We start from the raw sequence: 25,673 nt of genomic DNA on the forward strand, positions 1-25,673 counted from the left end.
TAATAAAAATTAAGTTTTAATTATTTATTTAAAAAATTCAGTAAATGATTTTTTGCTATGACGTTCAAGAAATTTATTAAATTCAATTGTTTTTTCATTTTTAATTTTTTCTAAAAATATATTAACTTCTTTTCCAGTACCTAATGGAATTGTATTAGTGTCAATACCTTTTATTTTTTTAATTTCTTCTAAAAATAAATAACGACTAATAATAGTACTACAAGCGATAGCTAAATACTTACTTTCTGCATTAGTAACAAATTGAACTTTATCTTTAATAATTTTATTACGATTATCTTTCATATTTTCAATGTATTTGTAATATGTATCTTCATTAATATATTGATCAATAACTATAGTATCATATTGAATTCTATGTTGTAACATACGAACTAATGCTTGATTTTCTCCTCAGGTTTTAATAATATTGGGGCTATAACCGGCATCAATTCATTGATTATATTTACGATTGTTAATGATTACTGACTCAAAAATAATTGTTTTCATAATATCTTGTGCTAATTCAATAAATTTACTTTGTGATAAGTCTTTATAATCGCGAATGTTAAGTAAACGTAATTTTTCTAAATTACCCGAACCAATATAAGAACTAATAATAACAAGTGGACCAAAAAAATTATTAATACCAAATTCAGCATTGCCAATGACTGGTGATTGATTTTCATCAAGTTGATTTCAAATTCTACGATATTCTGCAATAATATCCTCTTTAGTACCTTTAAAAATAACTTTTTCTTGATAAATTTCAATTGTTATATTATGATATTGAAATAGTTCATAACTACTATTTTTATTATCAACTTTATAGTTTTGGTAGTGTTCTTTAATTAATGATTTTTGTTTTTGATTTAAGTAAAATGTCATTAATATACCACCATCTTTTCAAAATTTATTTGATTTATTGAAATTAATATCACACTTTCTTTCATATTAATTATATAATAAAAACAAGGATTTTAGGGTTTTAACCTTTTATTTTATATAAGGAGTTAACAATGCGTAGTGTAGGTATAGATATTATTGAAGTAAATCGAATAGAAAATATTGAAGAATTTGCTAAAAGAATTTTAAGTAAGAAAGAAATTATACTTTTTAATCAATATTCTTTACAACGTCAACAGGAATTTTTGGCAGGAAGATGAGCATTAAAAGAATCAATTTTTAAGGCATTACCACAAGAAAAGTTAACATTTAAAAATATTGATATTAGTTATAATCAATATAATCAACCAATAACTATCATTAAGAATTATCAATTACTTTTATCTTTATCACATAATGAAACTAATGCAATTGCAATTGCAATTGTTATTTAATAAAAAGAAAGTAAGGTGTTTTATTAAAATGTATATGATTGATTTAATCTCTAAAAAGAAATTAGGACAAAGTTTAAATAAAGAAGAACTAAAATTTTTAACAGAAGGTATTGTTAATGAAACAATACCAGACTATCAAATTAGTGCTTGAGCAATGGCTGTTTATTTTCAGGGAATGACTAATGATGAATTAGTAGAATATACAAAAGCCGTTATTAATAATGGTGAAACCATGGATTTATCACAAATTACTGGTTTTAGTATTGATAAACATTCAACTGGTGGTGTTGGTGATAAAACTAGTTTAGTATTTGGTCCATTAGCTGCTGCTTGTGGATTAAAGGTTGCAAAAATTTCTGGAAGAGGATTGGGTATTACTGGTGGTACTATTGATAAACTGGAAATAATTCCAAATTTTAAATGTGATTTGGCAATATCAGATTTTATTAAAGTTGTTAATAAAGTTGGTATGAGTATTATTAGTCAAACTAGTAATTTAGTGCCTGCTGATAAAAAATTATATGCATTACGTGATGTTTCAGGAACAGTTGATTCATTACCATTAATTGCTGCTAGTGTTATGTCTAAAAAAATAGCAATGGGTGCTGATTTAATTTTACTAGACATTAAATGTGGAAAAGGTGCCTTTGTTCAGGATATAGTAACTGCAAGAAAGTTAGCAAAATTAATGGTACATATTGGTAAAGCTTTTAATAAAAAAATTTATGCTATTATTAGTGATATGAATAAGCCTTTAGGACAAACAATTGGTAATGCAATAGAATTACAAGAAGTTATTTTAAGTTTAAAAAATAAAGGACCAGAAGATTTGAAAATTCTTGTTAGTAATTTAGTAGCTTTAGCCTTATTGGGAGCTAAAAACGTAAAAACCTTAAAAGAGGGTATTGATAAAGTTAATGCTATGTTTACTAGTGAAAAACCACTACAAATTTTTTATGATTTTGTTAAAAGTCAAGGTGGAGATACTAAATATCTTGATAATATTGATAAATTACCACCAGCTAAATATATTATTAAAGTTAAGGCACAATTATCGGGCTATTTAGATGTTACTAATAATTATGCTTTAGGTGAATTATCAGTAATATTAGGAGCAGGAAGAACTACTAAAACTGATATCATTGATCCAGTGGCAGGAATTTATTTAAAACAAATTCATGGTCAAAAAGTTGAAAAAAATAGTGTAATTATGGAACTCCATACTAATAAAGATCAACATTTTCATCAACAATTTTTAGATTTGGCAATTTCTACATTTCAGATTACTAATAAAAAATACGATATTAAACCAATAATTTTAGAAATAATAATGTAATTTAGTTTAAAATTGTTTATAATGTTACAGTATTTTAAAAAATATTAATTAAATGAAATGATAAGGAGCGTTTTTGTGAAATCTTTATTAAAATTACTGGGCACACTTGCTTTAGCAACAACGCCAGTTGTAACAGTTGTTGCTTGTGGTAGTGAAAATAATCAAATGACTCCAAGGGATATTCTTAATTTTGCTGCCTCTTTTGTTACTGATAGTAGTGTGCAAATTAAGGCTGATCTTAATTTATCAGATGATACCAATATAGGAGAAATGAAAGGTAAAATTTTTAGCGAATTAGATACTTCTGTGCAAACATCTATTGGTAACTTTTTCTCTAGTAAACTTAAAGAAAGTACCAATGAACATCCAACAAATTGATATCACCCTGATGCACATGTCAAAATTATTGACTATGTTCCAAAAAAAGATAATGATAATGATGAAAAAGACAAACCTAAGTTTGTTTTACCAACTGGTAATGAATTAGTCAATGGTCATTTATGAGTAAAAGCGGAAATCTCTTATTTAAATTTACCATCAGTTACTAAAGATATTAAAATTACAATTAATAATGATACAAGTCATACTAATGATCAAAAAAAAGCTGATGCAATTAGAGACTTTATTAAAGAAGAAATTACTAAAGGTAATCTAAATATTAATGTTGAAAATTTACCAATAACTGGAGAAATTAAAGGAGCAGAAAAAGAAGAAAAAGAAGAAATTGCTAGAACTCAGTTATCATATATTAAACAAAATTTAAATGTTGCCATTAAAGATAAAGTTCAATATTCTGGTTTAAGTTTAAGTTTTGAATTTTCAGGTGATTTTTCAAATGTTCCTAAATCAACTTTATTTAAAATGACAGATCCAACGGTGACCAATAATGATGATAAATCAATTGTATTTAATGGTAATTTTAGTAATATTACTATTGATTTCTTAGTTGGTAATGATGGTAAATCTACTTTTAATACTGGTGATATTGAAAGTACTACTGCTATTAAGATTAACCAAACTTTTGTTGATGCAACAACACAAATTTCAAAAATATTTTCTGACTGAACAGTTGATACAGTAAAGGAATTACCAAAAGCTTCAGATAAGTATTCAGATTATGACAAAGATGGAAAAATAAAAGAACAAGTTATAACAAATGGTTATTTTGCTAAAATTAATAAAATTTATAGTATTCTTGCTTCTAAATGAAAGGATAGTGTAATAACTATTACTAATCCTGAAAGTGGATTTAATCTTAATCCTAACGAAAAAAACGGTTATTTTAATTTAAACTTTAAATTAGAATATGACCTAAAGGGAGTATTACCAGATACATCTTCAAAATTTGAAATATCTGCTGAAAATATTCATATTATGTTACGTGAAGTTAAATAATAATATTTAAATATATAATAACTTTTAAAACTTATTTTAATCATTAAAAAATTAAAAATAAGTTTTTTTTATTTATTAAAGATTAATCAAGTACTATTAAATTAAGTTATAATTAATATTAATAAGTATAAAATGATATTGAGGGAACAAGAATAATGTTACAACCAGTAATTACAATTGAATCTTTTCAAGGACCAATGGATTTGCTTTTGCATTTAATTAAAGAAAAAAATATTGATATTTTAGATTTAAATCTAAATGATGTTACTAACCAATATGTTCATTTTATTAATGAAGAATTAATTAAAAACATTGATTTAGTAAGTGAATATTTACCGATTGCTGCTTATTTATTAGAATTGCAATCAAAACAATTATTACCAAAACAAGAACTAGTAGTAGATAGTGCTTATGAAAATGAAGTTAATCGTCAAAAATTAATTGCTCGTTTATTAGAATATAAAAAATTTAAAGAAATAAGTAATTATTTTAAAGAACAGGCTGTATATAGAACCCAATTATTAACAAAAGCACCTAGTGATTTAAAAACATATTTAGTTGATGAAATTACACCAATTTTGGTAAAAAATAATGTTAATAAACTAACACAAGCAATGTTAAACTTATTTAATAGACTACAAAATGAAAATAAATTACCATTTAATTTAGCATTAAACTTAATTTCAGCTGAAGATCGAGCTAAAGAAATTAAACAGTTACTGAAAAAAAATCCCAAGCAACATTTTACTTTAGAACAATTATTTTTTACTAAAACATTAACTTTACATTATTTTATTATTACTTTTATTGCAATTTTAGATCTTGCAAATCATCAAATGTTACATATTATACAAACTAATACTTTTACTGAAATTACAGTAATTTATCGAGGTGAGAAAAATGAATAATAGCAATTGAAAAACAAACGAAAGATTAGCAGTTTTACAAGGTTTATTATTTATTGTTGGCAATGAAGGTCTTGATTTATTAACACTTGCTGAATATTTAGAATTAACAAAAAAACCAAAAACTGTTGAAAATTTAATTGCATCTTTACAAATGAAATTAAATGATGATGATACCAGTGGTTTAAGTTTAATTAAAGTTGGTAATATTTATAAATTAACAACAAAACCTATTCATTATAATCGCTATCAAGTATTAAAACAACAACCTTTAATACGTTTATCACAAGCAGCTTTAGAAACACTAGCTATTATTGCTTATAATCATCCAGTTACTAAACCACAAATTGAAGATATTCGTGGTGTAAATTGTGATTCTATTATTTTTAAACTAAAAAGTTTAAATTTAATTACCGAGATTGGTCGTAGTGAATTACCAGGAAAACCAATTTTATATGATTTAACTGATGAATTTATGGATCATTTTAATATCGAATCTTTAACTCAATTACCAACTTTGCCTCAATTTAATAACCAAAATGATGAACAAGAAATCTACAATTTTACTAATGAATAATGATTTAGAACGCTTGCAAAAAGTTATTGCTAATTCTGGAGTATGTTCACGACGAAAAGCAGAATTACTAATTATTAATGGGCAAGTAACAGTTAATGGGCAAATTATTACAACGTTAGGTTTTAAAGTTACAAGTAGTGATGTTATTAAAGTTAATAATCAAATTATTAAGCAATCTAATCATATTTATTTAGCATTTTATAAACCACCTAATTGTTTAACAACAGTAAGTGATCCTAAAAATCGACCAACGGTAATGAATTATTTTACTAATATTAATAGTAGAATTTACCCAGTCGGTCGTTTAGATTTTGATACTTCAGGTTTGTTGTTAATGACTAATGATGGTGAATTTACTAATGCTATTATTCATCCTCGTTATAAAATAGATAAGGTATATGAAGTATTGGCAAGTGGTATTTTGTCATCAAATGCTATTAAAAAACTACAAGACGGTATTATTTTATCAACTTCATTTACAACTTCTCCTGCTATTGTTAAAATAATTTATAAAAATATAAAAAAAGAAAATACTTTACTACATCTCACTATTCATGAAGGACAAAATCAACAAGTTAAACGTATGATTAAAGCAGTAGGAAGTAGAGTAATTACTTTAAAGCGTTTACAAGTTGCTAATATTACTTTAAAAGGTTTAGCAATGGGTGAATATCGTTATTTGACAGAAGAAGAAGTAGCAACATTGATGAAATTGAGTCAAAAGAGTTAAAATAAAAGAATAATTTATTTTTTAAATATAACAACTTTTTATATTTTCTGGGTTTGTCTTTATATCAAAAACCTTATTTATTTCAATAATATTATCAGCAAAATCTTTTGCTGTTTTTATTTCGTCTTGTAATTTTTTATTTGTAATAATATGATTTTTAAAATTTTTCAGTATTTCAATATGATTATTTAAGTTTTGAAATTTATTTATTTCTTTAGCAATAGCGTATTTTTGTTTTTCACAGATTTTAATACCGATATCTATTCAATCTTGTAATTTTTTTATTTTTCATTTTTGATTTGGAGTTATTAATGGTGGATTTTGATAATTGTTAATTGCATGATACATGCTTGTGTTAAAAACCATTATTCTTAATCCATTATTACTTAATTCTTGGTGAAAATTGGAATGGCAACCCTTTTTAGGACTATTTTTTGGTAGACATTTGTTCTTCATACTTAACTGGAGTTAAGTACTTTAGAGTGCTGTGAATTCTTATGTTGTTGTATCAGTTGATATAATCAAATAATTCTAATTTTAATTTGATTAATGATATAATTTTTTTTCATTAATAAATTCTTTCTTAAAAGTTTTAAAAGTCGCTTCAGCAACAGCATTGTCATAAGGACAACCTTTTTTGCTTAAAGAACGGGTAATGTTGAATGCTAATAAAAGTTTATCGATAGTTTTGTTATTAAATTCGTTACCACGATCAGTATGAAATATTTGCATATTTTTTAAACAGCGATTTGATTGCATAAATGCTTGGTATACCAATGATGCATCTTTTTTAGTACCTACACTATGTCCAATAATTTCGCGGTTAAATAGGTCAATTAATAAGCAAATATAGTTTCATTTGCCATTAACTTGAACATAAGTTAAATCACTAACAATAACTTCATTTTTAAGCCTATTATTAAAGTTTCTATTAACAAGATTGGTAATTTGATTATCATTAACTTTATTATGATTATTTTTGAATGATAATTTCGTGTATTTTGATATTAAATTATGATATAATCACTTTAAAATAATTATTAATTTTTTACAATATTTAAATGAGGTATATATATGAAAAAACCATTATCATTTATGGGTGCATTATTATTATCAAGTGCAGTCACTGCTAGTACAACGGCATGTAATAATCTAACTATATTCAAAAAAGATTTAAAAAAAGATTTAACACAAACAGATTTAAAAATTGTACCAGAGGAACATCGAGGAACAATACCTACAGATTATGAATTAAAATCACAACTATTTATTTTAAATCATGAACTTCATACTGATAATATTAAAATTATTAATAAAACCACTAATTATGCTTTTGTTGTTGGTGATGGTATTTTTTATAATCAAGATAAAATTAAAATTACTTATCAAATCCAAACTATTGATATTAGAACAATAATTGTTGATGGAGCATCCATTGGTAATTTTAGTACTAGCGGTCAAAAACCTACTGTGGAAGCTGTTTACAGTCGTATTCAAGAAAAATATTCTAATTTAGAAATGGATCGCCTTAAAATTGACGTTATTTCTAATAAAGAAGCAACTATTACAGGTATTACGGGTGATGATGTTATTCCTCTTTATACTGGTAAGGTAACAGTTACATTTAGTACTAATGATAGTGTTGATTTAAGTACTATTATTAATAAAAAAGATTTAACGGTTAAGACCAACGGTCATGATATACCATCAAATAATGATGTAATGAGAGCATTACGTGATACTTACCAAGAAAAGTTAGATACTTCTTTTATTGCAATAGAAATTACTGCTACTAATAGTGCCACTATTACTAGTACAAATCAAAAAAAATATACTGGTAAAGTAATACTAAATTTAAATCTTGATATTAGAATTGCTCTTAAAGACGTTATTAATAAGGGATTAGATAAAATTGCTATTATAGGAAAAGTAATAACTTTAGAAGATATTAATAGTGCATTGAAAAAACAATATTCAAACTTAAATATGAATGCTATTCAAGTAACGTTGCAAAATAATAGTGTTACTATTAAATCTATTAATCAATATGTATACACTGGTCCTAATGTAGTAATTGATAATTTACTTATTGATTTCAATAGTGTTTTAAATAATAAATTACCAACTTTTAATATTCCTGGACAAAACAAACCAAGTAAAGGACAATTAATTTCAGCACTTAAAACCGCTAACTATAATCTTGATGTAAGCAAAATTATAGTTGATAAAATTACTGATAATAGTGCAGTTATTAATGGTGATGGTAAATTTTATAGCAATGATAGTATTGTTGTTACTTATGATTGTGATAAAACAGAACTTTTAAGTGATGTTTTTAAAAATTTAAATTTAGGAACAATTAAAACTAATGGATTATCAAAACCAAATATTGAAGAAATTAAAGCTGCGATTAGTAAAAGTAATCCAAATGTAAAGTTAGATGCAATTAAATTTAGTGAAGATGATATTACTAATCAACAAGTAACTATTAGTGGTGATGAAACTATTTATAAAGGGAAGATAGTTGCTAATTTTACTATTGATAGTAGTATTATTAATAATGATCAACTAAATTATAATTATAGTGAAACTAATAGTGTTGGTTCATTAAAAAGTACTTGAACCAGCCCCGATATTACTCTATTATCTAATTGAACAAATTATGCACCAGATTGAGATAGTTTTTCTAATAAGTTTAGTAAATTAAGTTTTGGTGATAATTCGTATTTTAGTCTTTATTGTAATACTTATACTGATCAAAAATTAAAAGGTTCGCAATTAAGTATTAGTACTAATGATATTAATAATGATAGAAACAAAAATATATTTGAGCTTAGTTATTATTATGATGGTGGATTTTGAGGAGCCTTTCTTGAATTACATGGTTATATTCATATTTGACATGATGAAGAAAATGTTTATGTAAGCATTAATTGAAGCGTTGATACAGTTAAATGTTTCCGTGATCAAGTATGGAATATTAACTTGCAAGGTGTAACCTTTAGTTAGAATTTAACAGATTATATTTATATAGTTTTACTGTTAATCATATAATTTTGAAATATTAATTTTTATTAAAAAGATAAATGAGAGATAATACTCTCATTTTTAATATCTTTTTATATAAATTAAGTAAATAACTAAAAAAGGATATACAAAGTAAGTTTAAAAATTATTAATTTATAATTATTATAAACTTAATTTAAAATAAATGAGTTTAGATTGAAAGGAAAAAAATGATGAATAGAGAGAAATAAATGTATTAAATGTAGAGATAAGTTTAATTGAACAAAAAATGGCTATTATTAAAAGTAATTTAGAAACTTGTATCAAAAATATAAGTGATAATCAAAGACAAGTATCTAATTATTTAGAACAACTTAAAAGAGAAGAATTAGAACATAAAAATTTATTGTCTTAACCATGTTTAGAAAAAAGTATAATGATAGTAATAAATCCAATACAAGTTATAGTAAATTAACATAATTGAAGTAATTATATAAGTTTTATATTTAATTTATTTAATAAAAAGTTAGGTAATGTTTAGTAATCTGTGTAACTTACAAAAATAACTATGTTTAATTAATTCTAGTAAATATAATTAAATGACTAGAAAGAGTGAGTTACAGATGGCTAAAAAGCAAAATATTAATAATAATGATCCAATATCAAAAGCAGTAGATTTATTATTAGAAAATACTGAAGATTTAACAACAGTTTTTAAAGAGGGAGGATTGTATAAAGAATTAACAAAAAGATTAGTAGAAAAAATGTTGAATTCTGAGATGCAAAATTATTTAGGATATGATAAGAATCAACATAGTAATAGTGACAATGCTCGTAATGGTATAAGTTCAAAAAAATTAATAACTCAACAAGGTAAAATTGAGATTGATGTACCACGAGATCGCAATAGTAATTTTAATCCTGTAATAGTTGCAAAAAGACAAAGAAGATTTGAAGGTTTTGATCAACAAGTTCTTTCTTTATATGCAAAAGGTATGACATTATCAGATATTAGAATGCAATTACAAGAGTTATATCATGGTGCTGATATTAGGAAAGTGTTATTAGTCAAATTACTGATGATGTTATTGATGATGTAAAAGCATGGCAAAATCGACCATTAGAAAGTGTCTATCCGATTGTTTATTTTGATTGCATAATAGTGAAAGTACGACAAGATAAAAGGATTATTAATAAATCAGTTTATATAGCTTTAGGAGTTGATTTAGAAGGTAAAAAAGATGTTTTAGGTTTATGAATTAGTGAAAATGAAGGTGCTAAATTTTGATTAGCAAATTTAACAGAAATGAAAAATCGTGGCTTAAATGATATTCTTATTGCCTGCAGTGATAATTTAACAGGCATGTCAGAAGCAATACAATCAGTTTATCTTAAAACAGAACATCAATTATGCATAGTTCATCAAATTAGAAATAGTGAACATTGAACATCTAGAATAAAGTAGACACAGAATTGTAACCTTTGTGTTAAAAATACTTTAAGGAAGGTGTTCATTTTTTTATGGCTAAATGACTATCAAAAGAAGAAAAGTTAAAAATAATAAAAATAAGTAAAATTAAAAAAATTGATAAAACCGCATTAGAGTATGGTATTGGTCGATCATCAATAAAAGAATGAATTAAAGCATATAAATTATTAGGTGAAAAAGGTTTAGAATATGGCAATGGAATTCGTGCTAAAAAAACCAAAAGAACAGGGGTCGACCCAAATCTTTAAATTTTAATGAAATGAGAAAACAAGAATTAATTGAATATATTGAGGCAATGAACGATATAAAAAAGTATTTAGAAAAAACGACAAAAAAGAAGAAATATTTTGTGATTTTCTCATTGAAGAAAAAATATCAGATTAGTTATTGATGTTGATTATTAAATGTTTCAAAATCAGGATATTATAAGTGAATTAAGAATGGAATGAATGAATTTAATAAATGAGATACATTTTTACCTAATATAATTAAAAATATTTTTTATGAATTTCAAGAAATTTATGGTTATAAAATGATAACTTTATGAATTAACAAAATTTATAATTTAAAATTAAAATTTCATATTGTATATAGATATATGAAAAATATGAGTTTAAAAGCTAAGGTTCGCATAAAAAAATTTGATTATAGAACTAAATCAGGAAGTTTAAGATATGATAATTTATTAAAACGTGATTTTTCAACTACTAATTTAAATGAAAAATTAGGTACTGATATAACTTATTTATTAACTAATGGTAAAACATATTATTTATCAATTGTTAAAGATTTTCATAATAATGAAATATTAGATTATAAAATAAGTGCAAGTTTAGACATGACATTTGTTGTCCAAAACATTATCCAAGCTTGAGTTAATGCTCAAAAACCTACTTCATGAATTTTACAATCAGATCAAGGATTTCACTATACAAATCCTTCTTATAAAATTTTATGTGATGAATTAAAAATAAAAATTTCAATGTCTAGAAGAGGTAATTCCTGTGATAATGGTGCTACTGAAACTTGATTTGGAACAATGAAAACAGAATTTCTATATCAAATTCCAAGAAAAAATAGAACTATTGAATGAATACAAGACAACTTACCTAAATATATTTACTTTTATAATAATTATCGACCTCAAATAAAATTAAAAGGAATGAGTCCAATCGAATATCGATTAGCTCATTCCAAACCAACAAATAATTAGTTCATACCTATAAATTTAACACTTACAAACGCTATTTTATAAAATTTAATAAAAGGTTACTTTTATTGTCCACTTTTCTTGACAAGTTCAAAATTTCTACACAATTTTTTAGTGATAGTAACACTTGAACACCAGTAACAGGAAATTTTCCAAACTCAAAAGTTTTTTTAGAAATCCATTTTGGTAATGTAAGTATCCATAGAATTGATTGTGGAATAGCTCCTACAGAATAAATTAAATTTGATTTTCAACACTTTCAAAATTTTTAAAACCAACTTTCAACAAGATTACTTAAATGAAATTTTTAATAATATAAATAAACATATAAAAAAGTTATCAGAAATGATAACTTTTGAGGCTTTTATGTAATCTGTGTATCTTTGTTTTACAAAGTACTAGTTTAGATTAATTCTATCTTCAAATTTTATCATAAAATGAGCAATTGCTGTATTTCAATTTTGAATCGGCATTGTTCATTTTTTTGTTATATTTTCAATTGCTAAATAAAATATTTTAAAAACTGCCATATCATTAGGAAAAACTTTTTTATTTCTGATAACTTTTCGTAATTGACTATTTACAGATTCAATAGCATTTGTTGTATAAATCACTCTTTTAATTTCTGCAGGATAACTAATAAAAACAATTAAATTATCTCAATTTTTATATCAAGATTTAGCAATTTGAGGATATTGTTTATTTCACTTATTTTCAAAGGATTCTAAAGCCTGCATTGCTTGTTCTTCACTACATGCAGTATAAATTGGTTTTAAATCTGCAACTAGAGATTTTCTATGCTTATATGAGACATATTTCAAACTATGAACTTGTCAAGAAAAGTGGACAATAAAAGTAACCTTTTATTAAATTTTATAAAATAGCGTTTGTAAGTGTTAAATTTATAGGTATGAAGTAATTATTTGTTGGTTTGGAATGAGCTAATCGATATTCGATTGGACTCATTCCTTTTAATTTTATTTGAGGTCGATAATTATTATAAAAGTAAATATATTTAGGTAAGTTGTCTTGTATTCATTCAATAGTTCTATTTTTTCTTGGAATTTGATATAGAAATTCTGTTTTCATTGTTCCAAATCAAGTTTCAGTAGCACCATTATCACAGGAATTACCTCTTCTAGACATTGAAATTTTTATTTTTAATTCATCACATAAAATTTTATAAGAAGGATTTGTATAGTGAAATCCTTGATCTGATTGTAAAATTCATGAAGTAGGTTTTTGAGCATTAACTCAAGCTTGGATAATGTTTTGGACAACAAATGTCATGTCTAAACTTGCACTTATTTTATAATCTAATATTTCATTATTATGAAAATCTTTAACAATTGATAAATAATATGTTTTACCATTAGTTAATAAATAAGTTATATCAGTACCAAATTTTTCATTTAAATTAGTAGTTGAAAAATCACGTTTTAATAAATTATCATATCTTAAACTTCCTGATTTAATTCTATAATCAAATTTTTTTATGCGAACCTTAGCTTTTAAACTCATATTTTTCATATATCTATATACAATATGAAATTTTAATTTTAAATTATAAATTTTGTTAATTCATAAAGTTATCATTTTATAACCATAAATTTCTTGAAATTCATAAAAAATATTTTTAATTATATTAGCTAAAAATGTATCTCATTTATTAAATTCATTCATTCCATTCTTAATTCACTTATAATATCCTGATTTTGAAACATTTAATAATCAACATAAATAACTAATCTGATATTTTTTCTTCAATGAGAAAATCACAAAATATTTCTTCTTTTTTGTCGATTTTTCTAAATACTTTTTTATATCGTTCATTGCCTCAATATATTCAATTAATTCTTGTTTTGTCATTTCATTAAAATTTAAAGATTTGGGTCGACCTGTTCTTTTGGTTTTTTTAGCACGAATTCCATTGCCATATTCTAAACCTTTTTCACCTAATAATTTATATGCTTTAATTCATTCTTTTATTGATGATCGACCAATACCATACTCTAATGCGGTTTTATCAATTGTTTTAATTTTACTTATTTTTATTATTTTTAACTTTTCTTCTTTTGATAGTCATTTAGCCATAAAAAAATGAACACCTTCCTTAAAGTATTTTTAACACAAAGGTTACAATTCTGTGTCTACTTTATTCTAGATGTTCAATTTTCTAATGGTAATAAGTTTTGATTTAATAATCTGCAAACTCTATGTACAGTTGATTTACTATAATCAACAGCTTTTGCTATTTTACGAATTGAAAATTCATAACTTTTATATTCTTTTATTGCTATTATTGATTCAATAGTCAGATACTTATACATTGTGCTAATTCCTTTCTTTTCTTAATTATAGAATTAACACAATTTAATTTTTATATAAATGTCCTTTTTAATTTTACAATTCAGGTTTTATAAATTAAAGATGATAGTTAAAACTTGTTAATTTGAGTTTTACCTTATGTTATAATCAAATTAGAGGTGGACTATGGAATGCTACTTTACTAACCATAAAACTAATAATATTTTAATATTAGATGAAGAAGATAGTAAACATCTAATTAAAGTATTACGTCATAAAATTAATGATGAAATAGTTATTATTCATCAAGAACAAAAATATTTAACAAAAATTATTGAAATTACATCAGTTATTAAATGCGAAATTATAAAAACAGTGCCAAATAGTAATTCAGAATTAAGATGTAAAATCACATTAGTAATATCGTTATTAAAAGAACAAAAATTTGATTTAGTCATTCAAAAAGCAGTAGAATTGGGAGTTTATCAAATTGTGCCATTGCAGTTAAAACGATGTGTTAGTATTTTAACAAGAACAAAAGCAGAACAGAAAGTTTTACGTTGACAAAATATTGCAAAAGCTGCTGCCAAACAATCAAATCGCAATTTAATTCCGATTGTTACACCCGTTGTTTTTGATTTAAAACAATTAGAACGATATCGGTCTCATCTTAATTTGGTTGCATATGAAAATTCATCAGAAACTAGTTGGATTAGTCAAATAAATAATAAATTATCATCAATAACAATTATAGTTGGACCCGAAGGAGGAATCACTAAAGAAGAAATTGCAACTTTAACACAACTTAATTTTAGTAATATTAGTTTAGGAAAATTAATTTTACGTGCCGAAACTGCACCTTTATTTTTAATGTCAATCATTAATTATGAAACAAGTTTAAAAAGTTAAAGGAGTACAAGATGATTAGAATTGGTATTATTGGAACTGGAAAAATTGGGACTTTCCAGCAATCTGTGTAACTTACTGATTTTACAACTAAAATTTATTTAAAAAACACAGTTTTTAGGAAAGTCCCGAAAAATTGTTCAAAGATTTATAAAGCAAGCGTTAACTAATAAAAAAGTTAAAATAACTTGTATATATTCAAGAAGTTTAGATAAAGCAGAAACATGAGCAAAAAAATATAATATTGCCCATAGTACTGATGATTTAAATAAAATGATAGAACATATTGATGCTATTTATATTGCTTCACCAAATGGTTTGCATTACAAACAAAGTAAATTATTTTTAAATAATAATATTCATGTTTTAGTAGAAAAAACTATTACTTTTACAGTTGAAGAAGTTAAAGACCTAATTTCTTTAGCAAGAAGTAAAAAATTAATTTTATTAGAAGCTTATGTTACTGTTCATTTACCTATTTTTTCTAAATTAAAAAAATTAGTTCATGAAATAAATCCAGAAGTAGTTAACCTTAATTTTAATCGTATTTCTTCAAGAATGCCATCAGTTGAAAAAGGAATATATGATTCTGTTTTTGATAAAGATTTTGGTAAAGGTGCAACTTATGATAGTTTAGTATATCCATTACAATTAGTATTGTATTTATTAGGTAAAGTAAAAACAGTTAAAGCGATGGCAATTAAATTACCTAATGGTGTTAATTTAAGTAATCATGTTATTTTGAAGCATGAAAATGGAACTATTACTACTATTACTTGTAGTAAAGGAGTAACCTCTTATGCACAAAGTGAATTTATAGGTCATAATAGTAGTCTTGTTTTATCACAAGTTCATCCATTAAGTAGAATTAAGGTTTATACTAAAAACGGAATAAAAGAAATCGCAGATAATACTAATTAAGAAAGTATGAATTAAATGATTTTGTAAAAATGATTAAAAATAAAGATTATTTAAGTCGAGATTATTGATTAAATCATAGTTTAATGAATCTTGAAGTTATTGAAGCAATTATTAAAAGTGAAAATGAATTAGGAGTTGAAGTTTATGAAAAGTAATATTAATTTAAATGAATATATTGATCATACATTATTAAAACCAGAAGCAACATTATCAATGATTGATACATTATGTAAAGAAGGTAAAACTTATTATTTTAAAGCAGTTTGTATTAATCCATTTTATGTTAATCGTGCTGTTACTTTATTAAAAAATAGTAATGTTAAAGTATGTACAGTGGTTGGTTTTCCATTGGGTGCCAATACTACACAAACTAAAGTAGCAGAAACAATTAATGCGATTAAAGATGGTGCTCAAGAAATTGATGTTGTTATTAATATTGGTGCATTAAAGGATAATGATCAAAAACTTGTATTGCAAGATCTACAAGCAGTTCGTAATGCATGTCCACAAAATATTATTTTAAAAGTAATAATTGAGTGTAGTTTATTAACAACAGAACAAAAAATTATTGCTTGTCAGTTAGTAACTAAAGTAAAAGCAGATTTTATTAAAACTTCAACTGGTTTTGCTAATGGTGGTGCCACGGTTGCTGATATTAAATTAATGAAAGCAAATATTGGTCCTCATGTTGCAATTAAAGCTTCTGGTGGTATTAAAAATCAAGATGATGCAATGGCGATGATTAATGCTGGTGCTACTAGAATTGGTACTAGTAATGGTGTTGCTATTATTTTAGGACAAGAAACTAAGGGTGGTTATTAATTAATGAACTTGTCAAGAAAAGTGGACAATAAAAGTAACCTTTTATTAAATTTTATAAAATAGCGTTTGTAAGTGTTAAATTTATAGGTATGAAGTAATTATTTGTTGGTTTGGAATGAGCTAATCGATATTTGATTGGACTCATTCCTTTTAATTTTATTATAATTGGGACTTTCCTAAAAACTGTGTTTTTTAAATAAATTTTAGTTGTAAAATCACTAAGTTACACAGATTGCTGGAAAGTCCCCGATAAATTATAAAAGTAAATATATTTAGGTAAGTTGTCTTGTATTCATTCAATAGTTCTATTTTTTCTTGGAATTTGATATAGAAATTCTGTTTTCATTGTTCCAAATCAAGTTTCAGTAGCACCATTATCACAGGAATTACCTCTTCTAGACATTGAAATTTTTATTTTTTAATTCATCACATAAAATTTTATAAGAAGGATTTGTATAGTGAAATCCTTGATCTGATTGTAAAATTCATGAAGTAGGTTTTTGAGCATTAACTCAAGCTTGGATAATGTTTTGGACAACAAATGTCATGTCTAAACTTGCACTTATTTTATAATCTAATATTTCATTATTATGAAAATCTTTAACAATTGATAAATAATATGTTTTACCATTAGTTAATAAATAAGTTATATCAGTACCTAATTTTTCATTTAAATTAGTAGTTGAAAAATCACGTTTTAATAAATTATCATATCTTAAACTTCCTGATTTAGTTCTATAATCAATTTTTTTTATGCGAACCTTAGCTTTTAAACTCATATTTTTCATATATCTATATACAATATGAAATTTTAATTTTAAATTATAAATTTTGTTAATTCATAAAGTGAACTTGTCAAGAAAAGTGGACAATAAAAGTAACCTTTTATTAAATTTTATAAAATAGCGTTTGTAAGTGTTAAATTTATAGGTATGAACTAATTATTTGTTGGTTTGGAATGAGCTAATCGATATTCGATTGGACTCATTCCTTTTAATTTTATTTGAGGTCGATAATTATTATAAAAGTAAATATATTTAGGTAAGTTGTCTTGTATTCATTCAATAGTTCTATTTTTTCTTGGAATTTGATATAGAAATTCTGTTTTCATTGTTCCAAATCAAGTTTCAGTAGCACCATTATCACAGGAATTACCTCTTCTAGACATTGAAATTTTTATTTTTAATTCATCACATAAAATTTTATAAGAAGGATTTGTATAGTGAAATCCTTGATCTGATTGTAAAATTCATGAAGTAGGTTTTTGAGCATTAACTCAAGCTTGGATAATGTTTTGGACAACAAATGTCATGTCTAAACTTGCACTTATTTTATAATCTAATATTTCATTATTATGAAAATCTTTAACAATTGATACCTGAATTGTAAAATTAAAAAAGACATTTATATAAAAATTAAATTGTGTTAATTCTATAATTAAGAAAAGAAAGGAATTAGCACAATGTATAAGTATCTGACTATTGAATCAATAATAGCAATAAAAGAATATAAAAGTTATGAATTTTCAATTCGTAAAATAGCAAAAGCTGTTGATTATAGTAAATCAACTGTACATAGAGTTTGCAGATTATTAAATCAAAACTTATTACCATTAGAAATATTGAATCAAATTCAAAAAAAGAAGCAAAATGCAGGTAGAAAATTAATAATTTTAACTTTAACAGAAATTAATACTATTAATTATTTGTTAATTACTAAAAATTATGCGCTTGATATAATTGCTAATTTTTTAAAGGAAAATAAAATAAAAAGTATTTCAACAAAAACTTTATATAACATGTTTAAAACAAATCGAATGGGTTTTGATGAAAATAACTTATTGAGAAAAGGAAAAAATAAACCTCATAAACGAAAAGAAACTAGAGGACGAATTAATAATTGTAAATCTATTCATGAAAGAAATTTAATCATTCCTAATATTAAAAATATACAAGAATTTGGTCATTTAGAGGGTGATACTATCATTGGTAAAGATCATAAAAGTTCTATTATTACTTTAGCTGATATATGATCAAAAACGACAATTCCTTTAGTTTCTAAAAATCATAAAGCAGAAAATATTACAAAAAGTATAATAAAATTTATTTCAAAGTTACAAAAAGGAACAGTTAAAACTATTACTTTTGATCGTGGTAAAGAATTTAGTAAATGAAAATTAATCGAAAAAATTTGCAATGTTAAGATTTATTTTGCAGATCCTGGCAAACCTTGTCAAAGAGGTTTAAATGAAAATAATAATGGTATTTTAAGAAGATATTTACCAAAATCTACAGATCTATCTTTATATAAACAAAAAGACTTAAATGCTATAGCATTTCAAATTAATTCTACACCCAGAAAATCACTATCTTATAAAAGCCCAATAGACTTAATACAATTATTTTAAAAACTGTCCCATTTGTCCCATTTATATTTACAATTCAGGTATTAAAAACATAAACATTTAAAATATGATAAAATCATTAAGTATTATTAAATAATAGTTAGTAAGTGTGAAATTTTAAAAGATAATCTTACTTTTAATTTTTTTTAAAATAAAAAGTTTAATATTGTATAAAAATATTGATAATTTTTTAATTTACTAATATAATTGTTAAAGTAAAATAAAAAATAGGAGCTGACATGAATGCATTCAGTGAAAAAATCACCATCATCAGACAACAAAGAAAACGAAGAACGAACAAGTAGTGAACAAGAGTTTCAACGTCTTTTAAAAGGATTTAGTAAAAAGGCCCAAGAAACTAAAAGAGCAGAAAAAAGACATAAACATTTTCTTTCTGCGCGTGATGAAAAACGCGAAAAACAAAGCGCTGCTGCTAAAAAGAAAAAACATCGTAAGTAATAAAAAAGAAAAAATGGTAATCACTGTTAATTATTATTGGCGGTGATTTTTTATATGAAATATCCTTTTGTTCAACAAGAAACAGAAAATGATTGTGGTTTGGCATGTCTTGCTATGATATATAGGTTTTATTTTAAGAAGAAGTTATTAATTAATGACATAAAAAAAAGATATATTTTTAACAAAATTGGGAATTAATCTTTTAGAATTAAAACAATTGGCTAGTAATTATAATTTATTATTAAAAGCTTATAATATTAATTTTGATAAATTAAAATCACTAATAATTGTTAAACCATTAATTATTCAAATATATAATGCTAATGTCGGATTTCATTTTATAGTTATTTACAAAAACCTGAATTGTAAAATTAAAAAGGACATTTACCTGAATTGTAAATATAAATGGGACAGATGGGACAGTTTTTAAAATAATTGTATTAAGTCTATTGGGCTTTTATAAGATAGTGAATTTTCGGGACTTTCCTAAAAACTGTGTTTTTTAAATAAATTTTAGTTGTAAAATCACTAAGTTACACAGATTGCTGGAAAGTCCCTGATTTTCTGGGTGTAGAATTAATTTGAAATGCTATAGCATTTAAGTCTTTTTGTTTATATAAAGATAGATCTGTAGATTTTGGTAAATATCTTCTTAAAATACCATTATTATTTTCATTTAAACCTCTTTGACAAGGTTTGCCAGGATCTGCAAAATAAATCTTAACATTGCAAATTTTTTCGATTAATTTTCATTTACTAAATTCTTTACCACGATCAAAAGTAATAGTTTTAACTGTTCCTTTTTGTAACTTTGAAATAAATTTTATTATACTTTTTGTAATATTTTCTGCTTTATGATTTTTAGAAACTAAAGGAATTGTGGTTTTTGATCATATATCAGCTAAAGTAATAATAGAACTTTTATGATCTTTACCAATGATAGTATCACCCTCTAAATGACCAAATTCTTGTATATTTTTAATATTAGGAATGATTAAATTTCTTTCATGAATAGATTTACAATTATTAATTCGTCCTCTAGTTTCTTTTCGTTTATGAGGTTTATTTTTTCCTTTTCTCAATAAGTTATTTTCATCAAAACCCATTCGATTTGTTTTAAACATGTTATATAAAGTTTTTGTTGAAATACTTTTTATTTTATTTCCTTTAAAAAATTAGCAATTATATCAAGCGCATAATTTTTAGTAATTAACAAATAATTAATAATATTAATTTCTGTTAAAGTTAAAATTATTAATTTTCTACCTGCATTTTGCTTTTTTTGAATTTGATTCAATATTTCTAATGGTAATAAGTTTTGATTTAATAATCTGCAAACTCTATGTACAGTTGATTTACTATAATCAACAGCTTTTGCTATTTTACGAATTGAAAATTCATAACTTTTATATTCTTTTATTGCTATTATTGATTCAATAGTCAGATACTTATACATTGTGCTAATTCCTTTCTTTTCTTAATTATAGAATTAACACAATTTAATTTTTATATAAATGTCCTTTTTAATTTTACAATTCAGGTTTTACAATTCAGGTAACATAAAATTTAAACGACATAATTAACATTTTTTGCTGATTTATCGCTTTCAATAATTTTTTTAGCATCTGGTAATTTAATGGCTACCATTTTCGTAATTCCTTGATTTTGCATAGTTGTACCATATAATACATCACAATTTTCCATTGTGCCTGGACGATGAGTAACAATAATAAATTGTGTATATTGTGAAAAACTACGAACATATCTAGCAAAACGCTCTAAATTTGCTGGATCAAATGGTGCTTCAACCTCATCTAATATTGTCAATGGCAACGGCTTGACTTTTAAAATAGCAAATAATACTGCTAATGCAACTAATGATTTTTCACCACCTGATAATAAGTTTAAATTACTAATTCTTTTACCAGGAGGATTAGCAAGCACTTCCACACCTGTATTTAAAATATCATTAGGTGATGTATATCGTAAACTACAAGTTCCTCCACCAAATAAAGTTTGAAATGTTTCGGGCAATACCATATTAATAGCTTTGATTGTTTCATCAAATTGCGTTACCATAACATTATCCATTTCATCAATGGCTGTTAACAACGATTGTGATGCTAATTGTAATTCATCATGTTTAGTTTTTAAACGTAAATAACGTTCATTTTCATTTTCAAATTCTTCAATAGCATTAATATTTACAAATCCTAAATCTTCAATTTCACTACGTAATTGTTGTACCAAATTACGTGCTTGTTGTTCATCTGCTAATGGTTCACTATAATGTTCTCTAGCATATTCATAAGTTAAATTATAAGTTTCAACTAAACGTCTTAAATGTTGTTCTACTTTTGACTCCATTTTTACTTGTTCAAGCTTTTGATTATTTAATTTATCACTAGTCATAAAATGTTCTTGATTTAAACTATATAATTCATTTTCTAAATTTTGCATTTGTTCTAATAATTGATGTTTCTGTTTACGAATTAATTGTAGTTGACTTTTTATTGTTGCTTGATCATATTTAGAATTTTCATATTGAATAAAAATATCATTTAATTGGTTTGTAGTATCAATATCTAATTTTTTACCAGTTAATGTTTGATATTGAGTAGTTAATAATTGTGATTGATTAGTGATATCACTAATTTCACTAATCAGTTTATTTATTGTTAAAGTAATTGTCAACTTTTGACCTTGATAATTATTTAATTCGCTTTCAATACTTGTTCTTTGGACATTTATATTAACTAATTGTTGTTCTAATGATTTAATTTCTTCTTTTAATTCAGAAACTATTAACTTTTCTTTAAAAACATTAATACTATTTTGATGTTGATAACCTCCAACAATAGCACCACCAGCTTTAATTAATTGACCATCTAAAGTTACACATTGGTATTTAGCAGCAATTAATTGTGAAATAACTCTTGCGCTTTCTAAGTCTTCACAAATAATAGTACGACCTAAAAGAAAATTAATAATCGGCTGAATTCTATTATCAACTGCTGTAACTAAATGATGAGCAAAACTTAAATAACCTGATTTACTATTAACAATAATTTCATCTTCTTTAGTCGCTGTTTGAACTTGAATTGAATTTAAAGGTAAAAAAGTGGCAATTCCCGCTTTATTTTGTTTTAAAAATTCAACAGCCTTGGTTGCATCTTTGTTAGTCGCCGTAACAATGTTTTTTAAAGTATTGCCCAATACTTTAACAATCGCTTCACTATAAAGATCGGGCACCGAAATTAAATCATTCACTACTCCAATGATGCCATATAGTTTATCTTTATTATTTAAAATTGTTTGAACACCCAAATATTTTTGATTTTGTCGTTGTTGATAATTAATTACCAATTCTAATTGTGCTTTTTTTTCACCTAAAGCACGATGAATATTATTTTGTCCTAAAATTAAATTTTGATGTTGAACATTTAGTTCTTCAAATAAATTATTAATTTTATCAAAATTTTCTTGTTCTTTTTTTTGTAAAAAAGTTTTTTGTTCAATAATAGTAAGCAAAGTTTCAATTTCATTTTTTAATTTTTCAACTTCTGTTTGATCTTTTATTTCACTTTGTTTTGTTTTCATTAATGATTTTTGTTGTTCTAAAACTTGCAATAAACTATTAACATTAGATAAATTCATTTCTAAACTATTAATGTTTTTATCTAAATCATAACTTTTATTTTTTAAAAATTTTAATTGTTGTTCATTCTTACTAATATTTAAATTAAGTTGTTGTTGTAAAATTTCCTTATCATTTATACTAACTGTTGTAAGTTTTAATTGATTATGATATGTCTCCAAATCTTTAACAATAATAGTAATTTCATATTTTTTTAAATTATCACGTAATTCAACATAAGTTTTAGCTTTCTGTGCTTGTTTTGCTAATGGTTCAATTTTTCTACTTATTTCACTAATAATATCATTAACTCGAACTAAATTTTCATTAGTACGCTCTAATTTACGTAATGACTCTTCTTTCCTCTTTTTGTATTTTGAAACACCCGCAGCCTCTTCAAATAAAGTTCTTCTTTCTTCTGGCTTAGAATCAGCAAATCGTGAAACATTACCTTGACTAATAATTGCAAGTGAACCTTTAGCTAAACCTGTACCCATAATAATTTCTTGTACGTCTTTTAAACGAACACGAGCTTTATTAATGTAATATTCATTTTCTGAACTATTACGAAAAGTTTTTCTAGTAATTTGTACTTCATTAAAATCAACTTTAAATATTTTATTAGTATTATCAAAAACTAAAGTAACTTGAGCACTATTTAATGGCTGTTTTCCTTTAGCACCATTAAAAATTATATCTTCACTATTTTCACCACGTAATGATTTAACCGATTGTTCACCTAAAACTCAACGAATAGCATCATTAATATTAGACTTCCCAGAACCATTAGGGCCAACAATACCTACAATATTAGTATCAAATTCTATTGTTAAAGGTTCTGCAAATGACTTAAAACCATATGCTTCGATTCTTTTTAAGAATGCCATCTTACCTCACCTATTTTAAAATATATATTTATATTTTACCATGAATCAGCTTAATATTTATTGTTAAGATTTAACAGAAATTGGATGGGTTACACTTTATTGGACACTAATTACGTAGACAAGTGAACAAATTAGTTAAAAGAAAGGAACTATAATTATGGCCAATATTAACTCATATTCAGATGAATTTAAAAAACAAATAGTAGCTTTATATCAAAGTGGTAAGTCAGTGTCTTGTCTTGCTAAAGAGTACAATGTTACAAGAGCAGCTACTTATAATTGAATTAAGCAATTTGAACTTGTCAAGAAAAGTGGACAATAAAAGTAACCTTTTATTAAATTTTATAAAATAGCGTTTGTAAGTGTTAAATTTATAGGTATGAAGTAATTATTTGTTGGTTTGGAATGAGCTAATCGATATTCGATTGGACTCATTCCTTTTAATTTTATTTGAGGTCGATAATTATTATAAAAGTAAATATATTTAGGTAAGTTGTCTTGTATTCATTCAATAGTTCTATTTTTTCTTGGAATTTGATATAGAAATTCTGTTTTCATTGTTCCAAATCAAGTTTCAGTAGCACCATTATCACAGGAATTACCTCTTCTAGACATTGAAATTTTTATTTTTAATTCATCACATAAAATTTTATAAGAAGGATTTGTATAGTGAAATCCTTGATCTGATTGTAAAATTCATGAAGTAGGTTTTTGAGCATTAACTCAAGCTTGGATAATGTTTTGGACAACAAATGTCATGTCTAAACTTGCACTTATTTTATAATCTAATATTTCATTATTATGAAAATCTTTAACAATTGATAAATAATATGTTTTACCATTAGTTAATAAATAAGTTATATCAGTACCTAATTTTTCATTTAAATTAGTAGTTGAAAAATCACGTTTTAATAAATTATCATATCTTAAACTTCCTGATTTAGTTCTATAATCAAATTTTTTTATGCGAACCTTAGCTTTTAAACTCATATTTTTCATATATCTATATACAATATGAAATTTTAATTTTAAATTATAAATTTTGTTAATTCATAAAGTTATCATTTTATAACCATAAATTTCTTGAAATTCATAAAAAATATTTTTAATTATATTAGCTAAAAATGTATCTCATTTATTAAATTCATTCATTCCATTCTTAATTCACTTATAATATCCTGATTTTGAAACATTTAATAATCAACATAAATAACTAATCTGATATTTTTTCTTCAATGAGAAAATCACAAAATATTTCTTCTTTTTTGTGGATTTTTCTAAATACTTTTTTATATCGTTCATTGCCTCAATATATTCAATTAATTCTTGTTTTGTCATTTCATTA

30 protein-coding genes and 3 pseudogenes are annotated in these 25,673 nt (G+C 24.3%); 20 read left to right on the top strand and 13 right to left on the bottom strand.

Annotated features, from left to right (window positions below):
• Window positions 1-24: 24 nt before the first annotated feature.
• Window positions 25-885, bottom strand: a complete 861-nt coding sequence (locus ACQH20_RS02320) for a ribonuclease HIII (RefSeq protein WP_252319664.1) — start codon at window positions 883-885, stop codon at window positions 25-27.
• 131 nt (window positions 886-1,016) lie between these two features.
• On the opposite strand from ACQH20_RS02320, the gene ACQH20_RS02325 reads away from it, so the two are divergent.
• From ACQH20_RS02325 to ACQH20_RS02350, 6 genes are all read left to right on the top strand, one after another.
• Window positions 1,017-1,337, top strand: coding sequence for a holo-ACP synthase (locus ACQH20_RS02325; protein WP_425377381.1), 321 nt, complete (start codon window positions 1,017-1,019; stop codon window positions 1,335-1,337).
• Between the two features lie 28 nt (window positions 1,338-1,365).
• Entirely contained in the window at window positions 1,366-2,673 is a 1,308-nt protein-coding gene (locus ACQH20_RS02330; RefSeq protein WP_425377382.1) for a thymidine phosphorylase, read from the top strand.
• Between the two features lie 75 nt (window positions 2,674-2,748).
• Entirely contained in the window at window positions 2,749-4,068 is a 1,320-nt protein-coding gene (locus ACQH20_RS02335; RefSeq protein ID WP_425377383.1) for a hypothetical protein, read from the top strand.
• Window positions 4,069-4,223: 155 nt separating this feature from the next.
• Complete coding sequence (locus tag ACQH20_RS02340; protein ID WP_425377384.1) at window positions 4,224-4,976, top strand: segregation/condensation protein A; 753 nt, start codon at window positions 4,224-4,226, stop codon at window positions 4,974-4,976.
• Complete coding sequence (gene scpB / locus ACQH20_RS02345; protein WP_425377385.1) at window positions 4,969-5,550, top strand: SMC-Scp complex subunit ScpB; 582 nt, start codon at window positions 4,969-4,971, stop codon at window positions 5,548-5,550. The genes ACQH20_RS02340 and scpB overlap by 8 nt, the downstream gene beginning before the upstream one ends.
• Window positions 5,543-6,280: a pseudouridine synthase gene (locus ACQH20_RS02350; protein WP_425377568.1), complete on the top strand. Its 738-nt coding sequence runs from the start codon at window positions 5,543-5,545 to the stop codon at window positions 6,278-6,280. Before scpB ends, ACQH20_RS02350 begins: the two co-directional genes overlap by 8 nt.
• Window positions 6,281-6,301: 21 nt before the next feature.
• Here ACQH20_RS02350 and ACQH20_RS02355 read toward each other — a convergent pair whose 3' ends face one another.
• From ACQH20_RS02355 to ACQH20_RS02365, 3 genes are all read right to left on the bottom strand, one after another.
• Complete coding sequence (locus tag ACQH20_RS02355) at window positions 6,302-6,646, bottom strand: hypothetical protein (protein ID WP_425377386.1); 345 nt, start codon at window positions 6,644-6,646, stop codon at window positions 6,302-6,304.
• Between the two features lie 61 nt (window positions 6,647-6,707).
• Window positions 6,708-6,839 (bottom strand): IS3 family transposase, encoded by a 132-nt coding sequence (locus tag ACQH20_RS02360; protein ID WP_425377569.1) that lies wholly within the window; start codon window positions 6,837-6,839, stop codon window positions 6,708-6,710.
• On the bottom strand, window positions 6,827-7,354 hold the full coding sequence (locus ACQH20_RS02365; RefSeq protein ID WP_425377570.1) for a DDE-type integrase/transposase/recombinase: 528 nt from the start codon (window positions 7,352-7,354) through the stop codon (window positions 6,827-6,829). Before ACQH20_RS02365 ends, ACQH20_RS02360 begins: the two co-directional genes overlap by 13 nt.
• Between ACQH20_RS02365 and ACQH20_RS02370 the strand changes: the two genes are divergently transcribed.
• The 5 genes and pseudogenes from ACQH20_RS02370 to ACQH20_RS02390 all read left to right on the top strand — a co-directional run bounded on the left by ACQH20_RS02370 (window position 7,355) and on the right by ACQH20_RS02390 (window position 11,988).
• Window positions 7,355-9,289 (top strand): hypothetical protein, encoded by a 1,935-nt coding sequence (locus tag ACQH20_RS02370; protein ID WP_425377387.1) that lies wholly within the window; start codon window positions 7,355-7,357, stop codon window positions 9,287-9,289.
• Window positions 9,290-9,575: 286 nt separating this feature from the next.
• On the top strand, window positions 9,576-9,701 hold the full coding sequence (locus ACQH20_RS02375) for a hypothetical protein (protein ID WP_338959655.1): 126 nt from the start codon (window positions 9,576-9,578) through the stop codon (window positions 9,699-9,701).
• 208 nt (window positions 9,702-9,909) lie between these two features.
• Window positions 9,910-10,739 (top strand): annotated as a pseudogene (locus ACQH20_RS02380) (IS256 family transposase); the annotation flags it as partial.
• A 68-nt stretch (window positions 10,740-10,807) separates the two neighbouring features.
• Window positions 10,808-11,023, top strand: a complete 216-nt coding sequence (locus ACQH20_RS02385) for a hypothetical protein (RefSeq protein WP_425377388.1) — start codon at window positions 10,808-10,810, stop codon at window positions 11,021-11,023.
• A gap of 11 nt (window positions 11,024-11,034) precedes the next feature.
• Window positions 11,035-11,988, top strand: coding sequence for an IS3 family transposase (locus tag ACQH20_RS02390; RefSeq protein ID WP_425377389.1), 954 nt, complete (start codon window positions 11,035-11,037; stop codon window positions 11,986-11,988).
• 395 nt (window positions 11,989-12,383) lie between these two features.
• Here the strand turns inward: ACQH20_RS02390 and ACQH20_RS02395 are convergent, their stop codons facing one another.
• The 3 genes and pseudogenes from ACQH20_RS02395 to ACQH20_RS02405 all read right to left on the bottom strand — a co-directional run.
• Window positions 12,384-12,836, bottom strand: coding sequence for a transposase (locus ACQH20_RS02395; protein ID WP_425377571.1), 453 nt, complete (start codon window positions 12,834-12,836; stop codon window positions 12,384-12,386).
• Window positions 12,837-12,858: 22 nt separating this feature from the next.
• Complete coding sequence (locus ACQH20_RS02400) at window positions 12,859-14,079, bottom strand: IS3 family transposase (RefSeq protein WP_425377390.1); 1,221 nt, start codon at window positions 14,077-14,079, stop codon at window positions 12,859-12,861.
• Window positions 14,080-14,159: 80 nt separating this feature from the next.
• Window positions 14,160-14,315 (bottom strand): annotated as a pseudogene (locus ACQH20_RS02405) (helix-turn-helix domain-containing protein); the annotation flags it as partial.
• Between the two features lie 163 nt (window positions 14,316-14,478).
• Here ACQH20_RS02405 and ACQH20_RS02410 point away from each other — a divergent pair.
• The 4 genes from ACQH20_RS02410 to deoC all read left to right on the top strand — a co-directional run bounded on the left by ACQH20_RS02410 (window position 14,479) and on the right by deoC (window position 16,941).
• On the top strand, window positions 14,479-15,201 hold the full coding sequence (locus tag ACQH20_RS02410; protein WP_252320509.1) for an RsmE family RNA methyltransferase: 723 nt from the start codon (window positions 14,479-14,481) through the stop codon (window positions 15,199-15,201).
• A gap of 132 nt (window positions 15,202-15,333) precedes the next feature.
• A complete protein-coding gene (locus ACQH20_RS02415; RefSeq protein WP_425377572.1) occupies window positions 15,334-16,119 on the top strand; it encodes a Gfo/Idh/MocA family protein in 786 nt (261 codons plus the stop codon).
• Window positions 16,120-16,148: 29 nt separating this feature from the next.
• A complete protein-coding gene (locus ACQH20_RS02420; protein ID WP_395473417.1) occupies window positions 16,149-16,274 on the top strand; it encodes a hypothetical protein in 126 nt (41 codons plus the stop codon).
• Complete coding sequence (gene deoC / locus ACQH20_RS02425) at window positions 16,264-16,941, top strand: deoxyribose-phosphate aldolase (protein WP_425377391.1); 678 nt, start codon at window positions 16,264-16,266, stop codon at window positions 16,939-16,941. The genes ACQH20_RS02420 and deoC overlap by 11 nt, the downstream gene beginning before the upstream one ends.
• A gap of 223 nt (window positions 16,942-17,164) precedes the next feature.
• Here deoC and ACQH20_RS02430 read toward each other — a convergent pair whose 3' ends face one another.
• From ACQH20_RS02430 to ACQH20_RS02440, 3 genes are all read right to left on the bottom strand, one after another.
• Window positions 17,165-17,344, bottom strand: coding sequence for a hypothetical protein (locus ACQH20_RS02430; protein WP_425377392.1), 180 nt, complete (start codon window positions 17,342-17,344; stop codon window positions 17,165-17,167).
• Window positions 17,337-17,813: a hypothetical protein gene (locus ACQH20_RS02435; protein ID WP_425377393.1), complete on the bottom strand. Its 477-nt coding sequence runs from the start codon at window positions 17,811-17,813 to the stop codon at window positions 17,337-17,339. The genes ACQH20_RS02430 and ACQH20_RS02435 overlap by 8 nt, the downstream gene beginning before the upstream one ends.
• A 65-nt stretch (window positions 17,814-17,878) precedes the next feature.
• Entirely contained in the window at window positions 17,879-18,253 is a 375-nt protein-coding gene (locus tag ACQH20_RS02440) for a transposase (protein WP_425377394.1), read from the bottom strand.
• 150 nt (window positions 18,254-18,403) lie between these two features.
• On the opposite strand from ACQH20_RS02440, the gene ACQH20_RS02445 reads away from it, so the two are divergent.
• The 4 genes from ACQH20_RS02445 (at window position 18,404) to ACQH20_RS02460 (ending at window position 20,234) form a co-directional block, all read left to right on the top strand.
• Complete coding sequence (locus tag ACQH20_RS02445) at window positions 18,404-19,348, top strand: IS30 family transposase (protein ID WP_425376675.1); 945 nt, start codon at window positions 18,404-18,406, stop codon at window positions 19,346-19,348.
• Window positions 19,349-19,588: 240 nt separating this feature from the next.
• Window positions 19,589-19,804, top strand: a complete 216-nt coding sequence (locus ACQH20_RS02450; protein ID WP_174480618.1) for a hypothetical protein — start codon at window positions 19,589-19,591, stop codon at window positions 19,802-19,804.
• 54 nt (window positions 19,805-19,858) lie between these two features.
• Entirely contained in the window at window positions 19,859-20,002 is a 144-nt protein-coding gene (locus ACQH20_RS02455) for a cysteine peptidase family C39 domain-containing protein (protein ID WP_425289636.1), read from the top strand.
• A complete protein-coding gene (locus ACQH20_RS02460) occupies window positions 19,992-20,234 on the top strand; it encodes a cysteine peptidase family C39 domain-containing protein (protein ID WP_425377395.1) in 243 nt (80 codons plus the stop codon). Before ACQH20_RS02455 ends, ACQH20_RS02460 begins: the two co-directional genes overlap by 11 nt.
• Before the next feature lie 103 nt (window positions 20,235-20,337).
• On the opposite strand, the pseudogene ACQH20_RS02465 reads toward ACQH20_RS02460, so the two are convergent.
• Window positions 20,338-21,260: pseudogene (locus ACQH20_RS02465) on the bottom strand (IS30 family transposase).
• Window positions 21,261-21,370: 110 nt separating this feature from the next.
• On the bottom strand, window positions 21,371-24,328 hold the full coding sequence (locus tag ACQH20_RS02470) for an AAA family ATPase (RefSeq protein WP_425377396.1): 2,958 nt from the start codon (window positions 24,326-24,328) through the stop codon (window positions 21,371-21,373).
• Window positions 24,329-24,485: 157 nt separating this feature from the next.
• Between ACQH20_RS02470 and ACQH20_RS02475 the strand changes: the two genes are divergently transcribed.
• Complete coding sequence (locus tag ACQH20_RS02475; protein ID WP_425377397.1) at window positions 24,486-24,650, top strand: transposase; 165 nt, start codon at window positions 24,486-24,488, stop codon at window positions 24,648-24,650.
• A 20-nt stretch (window positions 24,651-24,670) separates the two neighbouring features.
• Here the strand turns inward: ACQH20_RS02475 and ACQH20_RS02480 are convergent, their stop codons facing one another.
• Window positions 24,671-25,666 (bottom strand): IS3 family transposase, encoded by a 996-nt coding sequence (locus ACQH20_RS02480; protein ID WP_281749299.1) that lies wholly within the window; start codon window positions 25,664-25,666, stop codon window positions 24,671-24,673.
• Window positions 25,667-25,673 lie beyond the last annotated feature (7 nt).

It is taken from the genome of Spiroplasma endosymbiont of Aleiodes alternator (genome assembly GCF_964031135.1).
Classification (GTDB): Bacteria; Bacillota_I; Bacilli_A; order Mycoplasmatales; family VBWQ01; genus Spiroplasma_E.